Origin of the sequence: Novosphingobium sp., from assembly GCF_027486195.1 — a bacterium.
In the GTDB taxonomy this organism is placed as follows: domain Bacteria; phylum Pseudomonadota; class Alphaproteobacteria; order Sphingomonadales; family Sphingomonadaceae; genus Novosphingobium.
In genome coordinates, this window is record NZ_JAIXPP010000098.1 from 1 (window position 1) to 6,555 (window position 6,555).

A 6,555-nucleotide genomic window follows, 5' to 3' on the forward strand; every position below is an offset into this window, starting at 1 on the left:
CCCCGCTCTATAGACGTTACCACCCAGCGTGTCCGCGACGATGCAGGCAAGTTCCGCAAACCGCGCACGCCGATACCGGAGCCCACACCATGACCCCGCCCACTCTCACGCAGTTCCGTGCCGAGATGCAGGACAATGGCCTCGTGCACCTCGTGTTCGATTGCCCCGGCAGATCGATGAACGTCTTTTCGAACAAAGCTATCCACGAGCTCGGTGAATTTGCCGAATGGCTGCACCGTGCCGATGTGAAGGGCGTGCTCGTGCGATCAGGCAAGGCCACCGGCTTTTGTGCGGGCGCTGACCTTACCGAACTCGGCGTGGCTTACGACATGATCGTCGCTGCGCCCGCTGCTGACCGGTTCGACATGGCGTTCAACCACTTCTTTCCGCTCAGCCATGCCATCCGGAGGCTGGAGACAGCGGGCAAGCCTGTGGCTGCCGCCATCGCCGGAGTGGCACTCGGCGGTGGCTGCGAGCTCGCGCTGGGTACACATTACCGCGTCGTCACCAGCAACCGCCGGGCCATGCTCGGTCTGCCCGAGTGCGGGGTCGGCCTGCTGCCGGGCGCGGGCGGAACCCAGCGTATGCCGCGGCTCGTCGGCGTCGCGCTCGGCCTCGAGGTGCTGCTGCTTGGCCGCACGCTTGCAGGCGAGGAAGCGCTTGAGGCCGGCCTTGTCCACGCTGTGGCCGAACAGGGAGAGGAAATCGCTGCGGCGGAGGAGTGGCTCCTCTCGGACCGCGCGCATGCGGTGCAGCCGTGGGACGACGCCGCGCAGCCGCTCGCCCATGCCGCCTACGCGGATGCCATCGCCGCGCATCGCACGCGCGAAATGGCGCGAATGCTCGGCCATGAACCAGCCCCGCTCGCGATCCTCGATTGCGTCGAATTTGGACTGATGCAGCCGATTGATGGCGCAATCCGCGCGGAAATGTCGGTGTTTGCCCACCTGATTCAGCGTCCCGAGCCGCGAAACATGATCCGAACCATGTTCCTGGGCAAGCAGGCCTATGACAAGGCCAGCCGGGAAGGCACGCTTTCGCCGGCGGTGATCCTTGCCAGCGAAGCGATCACGCGGCTTGTCGTCTCTGCCATGCCCGAGCATCCGGATCTGACCACGGCCCTTAGATCATTGGCGCCTGAAATCGGCCAGATCGCGGCGAAACTCTCGCCGGTCGAGATGCTTCAACTTGACCATGCGGTAACGCTGAGCGGTGCAATCCCGGCCTATGCGGGCGGTGCAAGCGGCGTGCTTGAACGGGCTGCGGCGTAGGCGCTTAGCCGCATCAGACCCCGCCCGCGCCAAGCGCTTTCAGCGTTGCAACTTCGGGCGGCGCGCCAAGATGGGCCAACACGGCCTTGAATGCCGCCTTGTCGATCAACTGGCTGCCCTCGGCGTAGTGCGCCGCCGATTGCCAGCGCTCGATGAAAATGAAGCGATTGGCATCCGCCTCGTCTTGCAGGAGATCGACCCCGACAACGCCATCAATCTCGGCAATTCGCTGTGAGAGTTGGCCAAGCTCCGCGCGCAAGGCCGAGACGGCGCCTTCCATTGCCCGCAGCCCATAATGCTTGATGAACAAATCCATGGGCACGTCTCGCTCTTGCGGCCAAGGCGCTGGGCAGAGCCAACCGCTCTGCCCGCAACCTTTCCCCCGCGGTCAGGCTTTTGGAGGCAACGCGGCGATGAGTTCGGGCGCAATGTCCTTCTGGCCATGCTCGTCGATATGGCGCTGGATGCGATCCTGGATGGCGGCACCGATCTGCCCGGCCAGTTCGGGCCGGTTGGCGCGGCACTCGGCTTCCGACACGGCGCGGTTGTCGACCATATCGTCGACCTGCGGCATGACGAAACGGGCAAACATCTCGTAGGAGCGCTTGGTCTCGGCCCAATCAGCCCAGTTGTGTGCGAACAGCACCAGCGTGCCAAAACCACCCGACTGCGCCTGTAGTCGCCTGATCTGCGCCACGGCGTCGTCGGGCGTGCCGATTACGGCCATGTGCGAGCTCATCAGCGCATCAATCACATCGCCGCCACCCGGAACGATCGGCAAGGCAGCCACGTTGCGCAAGTAGTCGGCCCAGCCTTCGACGCCGAACTCGACCTCTTTGCGGGCCTGTTCACGCGTCGGTGCAATATGCATCGGCGCAACCAATCGCCAATTCTTGCGATCAATCGTCTTGCCACTCGCTCTGGCCGTGTCCTCGGCGATATTCCAATTGGCCGAAAGCGCATCGAAAGCGCCGCCGGACGTCGCGCCGAATGAGAGCATACCGATGCCGTTGCGCCCGGCTGCGCGCGACCCGGTCGGAGAAATTGTGCTGGCCGCAATCATGTCAATGCTGGGCCGCGAATAAGGCGTCATGTGGATCCGCGCGTTGTCGAGCGTGAACCAGTCGGTCTTGGCCGTTACGGTCTCACCGCGCAGCAGACGGACGAGCACGTCCATGCCTTCGTCCATCATGTCGCGTTGCTTGGCGACGGGAATGCCCATCATCTTGGCATCGGAGGCCAGCGAACCTGGCCCCATGCCGAGCATGACGCGGCCACGGGTCATGTGGTCGAGCTGGCTGTAGCGCTCGGCGATCATGAGCGGATGGTGATAGGGCACCGAGGTCACTGCTGAGCCCAGCTTGATGCGCTTGGTCCGCTCGGCAGCGGCTGCGATCATCACTTCGGGGCTGGCGATCAGTTCCCACCCAGCCGAATGGTGCTCCCCATACCACAGCTCGTCAAAGCCGAGGTATTCCAGGTGCTCCGCCAGCTCGAGGTCGCGCTGCAAGGTGAGCGTCGGGTTCTCGTTCAGCGGATGGTGGGGACCGCAGAAGGCACCAAATCGAAGCTTGCCAGACATCCTTGTTCTCCAGTTTGATATCGTTCGACTGGGCCCCGTTATGTTCGGGGTTTTGCGAGCCGGGCGGGTGAGGGAACCCGCCCGGCGCTAACTTTAGAACTTGTAGCGCAGTTCGGCCATAAACGTGCGCGGTGCGCCCGGAACCACAGTGTTGAACTGGAACAGTTCGCCAGTGGCGATCCCGCCGACATAGTAGACCCGGTTGAAGGCGTTCTTGAGGTTGGCCGACAGCGACCAACCCGCCTTGGTGTCTGCGATGCCAAGGCGGAAGTTCACCAGCGTGTAACCCTTCACGTTGGCACCGGGGCTGCGGTTGCCGGTCGAGGCGAACCAGAACAGCGACTGCGAGTAGACATCCGACCGGAGGCTGACGTCGATTGAATCGCGGACCGGGACCGTGATTTCGCCAAACGCCGAACCTGACCATTCCGGCGTATCGGGATACGTGCCGAACGGGACCGGAGGAGCACCACCGATCGAGACGAGATTATCGGTAAAACGGGCATTCGTATAATTCAACGACCCGCCAACATTAAGCCATGTGGCCGGACGGATCGAACCATCGAATTCAAAGCCGGTGACCTTTGAAAAGGGCACGTTGACCGTGACAGCCGCCGGGGTCGAGCCTAGCAGCGTATAGGCCACACGCTGCCCGTTCTTGATCCAGTTCTGAAACCCGGCGAGGTTGAACTGGACCGGTACGCCGCCCATCCGACCGCGATACTTGATGCCGATTTCCGCATCGGTCAGAGTTTCGAGCCCATACTCGTTGCCGCCGGCGGAACCAAGACCCGGCTTGGGGTTCTGGATGCCGTTATAGCCGCCGTTCTTGTAGCTGCGGCGCGAGGCAAGGTAGATCAGCAGGCCAGGATTGACCTGATACTGCAGACCCAAGGTCCAGCTGAGATTGCCGAAGGATTTTCGCTGGTTGAAGTCGAACGTCGCCTGGACAGCGGGCGGTTCCTTGAATGCCGTATCAGCCGGCAGCGTATCGAACTTGATCTTCTCGTGCGTGTAGCGCGCGCCGATCGTGATACCGAGGCCTTCGAGGCCGGTCGCCTCGCTGAGATCATATGTGCCCTGCGCATAGCCCGCGATCATGTCGCGCGTGGTCAGCTTGTTGTAGTTGGTTTGCGACGTGAGCGGCGGGAACTGGAGCAACAGGCTGGTCGTCACGTTCTCGTTGGTCTCGTGGCTGAGGAAGCCGCCGACCACATAATCGAGATTGCCGCCGAACGCCTTCCCTACCAGCTGCAATTCTTCCGAATACTGGCGGGTATTGTCGTTCTTGCCGCCGGTGCCGTTGTCATCGATGCCGAAGGGCGTGCCGTCGATATCGCCCCGGATGCCGTTCTGAAGATAGGTATAGCCGAAAATGTTGCGGATCTTCGTGTCGGTCGCAACCTCGAAGGTGGTGATGTTCGAGACGATGATATTGCGGCCGCGATACTCTGCCGGACCATCGGACTCGATCTGATAGGGACCGCGGGCCTTCTGCGTCTTGAGATACGACACCAGACCACCAGGATCGAGCTTGGGGTTGGCGGCAGCGTAGGCGGCAGCGCAATTGTTGGTCGTGTCGTTGCAGCCGGCAGCGCCGCCAGTGAATGCGTTGATCAGGAAATTGTACTGCGCCTGATTGCCGAAGTTGGTCAGCGCGAGCAGCGGAACGAGCCCGGTCGGCTCGAGGCTGTCGATCAACCCGCTCAGGCTGTTGCCGCCCGAATGCAGATAATCGACCACGAGCTCGTTCTTGATCGTATCCGAGAGCTTGAATGTCAGGCTGCCACGAAGGCCATAGCGATCGACATTGCCAGCCCGCGTGTTGTTAAAGAGGTTACGCTGGTAGCCATCGCGCTTCTCGTAGAACCCGGCCACGCGGGCGAGCACCCTGTCACCCGCCAGCGGCACGTTGAGCGCGCCTTCCAGCTGGTAGGACTTGTAGTTGCCGACGCGCCCGCTGAAGTACCCGCCGAAGTTCTCGTCCGGCTTGACCGAGGTGAACAGCACCGCGCCACCGGTAGAATTGCGGCCGAACAGCGTGCCCTGCGGCCCTTTCAGCACCTGCACCGATTGCAGGTCATAGAAGGCTGAGGAACCACCACCAACGCCGTCCAGCTGGATTTCGTTGAAATAGGGCAGAACACCCGGGCGTGTATCGCTGAATGCATCGAGCGATTGGCCACGCAAGGCGTAGTTGAGCTGGTTGGAGTTATAACCCGCGCGGATGATCAGGCCCGGGCTGGCGGCCTGGAGATCGGACTCGGTCACGATGGCCCGCTTGGCGAGGGCATCACCACTGACGACCGAAATGGCCACAGGCGTGCGCTCGAGCGCTTCAGCGCGGCGCTGGGCGGTAACGATGATCTCGCCCGACGGATCGCTGGCAGCGGCCCCGTCTTGCGCCGCCTGAGCAGCCTGTGCGTATGCAGCGGTCGCATTTGCCAGAGCGAGTGCTGTCAACGCGGATGCAATGCCAATCTTATGCTTGGTCATGGAAATCCCCTTCCCTTGAATGCTTCGGATTTTGTCCTTGCCACCTTGACCGCCAGCTTTGTCCGGCTTTGCTCAGGTGTCGGGGGTTGCTTCCGCCCGAACGGATTTAGTTAGCCAGTTCATTACATAGAATCGGCCCGCCATTCTGTCAACACAATGGTTGAAAACCGGCAAGGCCCAGCTTGCTCCAGTTGCTCTGGCCCAGCATTCCAGCATGGATGTCCGCAACGAGATGGTTACCCGCAGACGGCGAAACGCAGAAATTTTAGGCTTAAAAATCAATATTTAAGAGGAATTATTGGCAAGTCAGGTCGGCCTGCCCAAGGATAAGACCACCGCTCCATGGACCTAGCGCCGGACACGCTTCCGCCTGCGGAAGCGGAACCAACGCGCCCTCGCCCAATGACGACGGCATTGACATTACACCAGTGAACGATATTCATCAGGCAGTAGATGGTAAGCGCACATATCGATTGGGCATCAGCGTCGGCATCCGAAAAGTAGGCATCAGTGCCGCGTAGGAACCAACGCTTCTGACCAAACCGCGCCATCAAACCAAAGCGGGATCAACCCGTTGGCCCATCAGGCGAGCAAGCGCCCGGCAAAATGGAGAGATGACATGGGTAGATTGTCCGGCAAGGTCGCTATCATTACGGGGGCGTCCCAAGGCATGGGCGAAGCTCACGCCAAGGCCTTTGTCGCCGAAGGCGCCAACGTGATTCTCACCGACCTAAACGCCGTAGCTGGCGAAGCGCTGGCCGAGGCGCTGGGCAGCCAAGCCATGTTTAAAAAGCACGATGTCGCCAGCGAAGCCGGCTGGGCAGAAGTCGTCGCAGCAGGAGAAGCGCGCTTTGGTCCGATCACCGTGCTGGTCAACAATGCCGGGATCATCGGCACGATCGCCAAGACGGCCGAACTATCAGCGGCCGATTTTGGGCACGTCTGCGCGGTCAACCAGACCGGCGTGTTTCTGGGCATGCGCGCGGTCCTACCTTCGATGATCGCCAGTGGTGGCGGCTCGATAGTCAACATCTCCTCGACCTCGGGCATGATCGCCAATGTCGGCACACCCAATCTTGCCTACGCGGGCAGCAAGTTCGCGGTGCGCGGCATGACCAAGCAGGTTGCCGTCGAATACGGCGACCAGAACATCCGTGCCAATTCGGTCCATCCGGGCTACGTCAAAACCCCGATGATGGTTGCCGC

Annotated in this window: 5 protein-coding genes; 2 read left to right on the plus strand and 3 right to left on the minus strand. The window is 61.6% G+C overall.

The features are described 5' to 3' along the window. Nucleotides 1-89: 89 nt before the first annotated feature. Complete coding sequence (locus Q0071_RS17660) at nucleotides 90-1,271, plus strand: enoyl-CoA hydratase-related protein (protein ID WP_298172612.1); 1,182 nt, start codon at nucleotides 90-92, stop codon at nucleotides 1,269-1,271. Between the two features lie 13 nt (nucleotides 1,272-1,284). Here Q0071_RS17660 and Q0071_RS17665 read toward each other — a convergent pair whose 3' ends face one another. The 3 genes from Q0071_RS17665 to Q0071_RS17675 all read right to left on the minus strand — a co-directional run bounded on the left by Q0071_RS17665 (nucleotide 1,285) and on the right by Q0071_RS17675 (nucleotide 5,349). Further along, the gene (locus Q0071_RS17665) at nucleotides 1,285-1,587 is read right to left on the minus strand and encodes an antibiotic biosynthesis monooxygenase (protein WP_298172614.1); all 303 of its coding nucleotides are present in this window, start codon (nucleotides 1,585-1,587) and stop codon (nucleotides 1,285-1,287) included. A gap of 72 nt (nucleotides 1,588-1,659) precedes the next feature. Then, nucleotides 1,660-2,853: an LLM class flavin-dependent oxidoreductase gene (locus tag Q0071_RS17670; protein WP_298172619.1), complete on the minus strand. Its 1,194-nt coding sequence runs from the start codon at nucleotides 2,851-2,853 to the stop codon at nucleotides 1,660-1,662. A 93-nt stretch (nucleotides 2,854-2,946) separates the two neighbouring features. After that, a complete protein-coding gene (locus Q0071_RS17675) occupies nucleotides 2,947-5,349 on the minus strand; it encodes a TonB-dependent receptor plug domain-containing protein (RefSeq protein WP_298172622.1) in 2,403 nt (800 codons plus the stop codon). Between the two features lie 619 nt (nucleotides 5,350-5,968). On the opposite strand from Q0071_RS17675, the gene Q0071_RS17680 reads away from it, so the two are divergent. Then, the coding region (locus Q0071_RS17680; protein WP_298172625.1) for an SDR family NAD(P)-dependent oxidoreductase at nucleotides 5,969-6,555 on the plus strand (587 nt) is incomplete at its 3' end.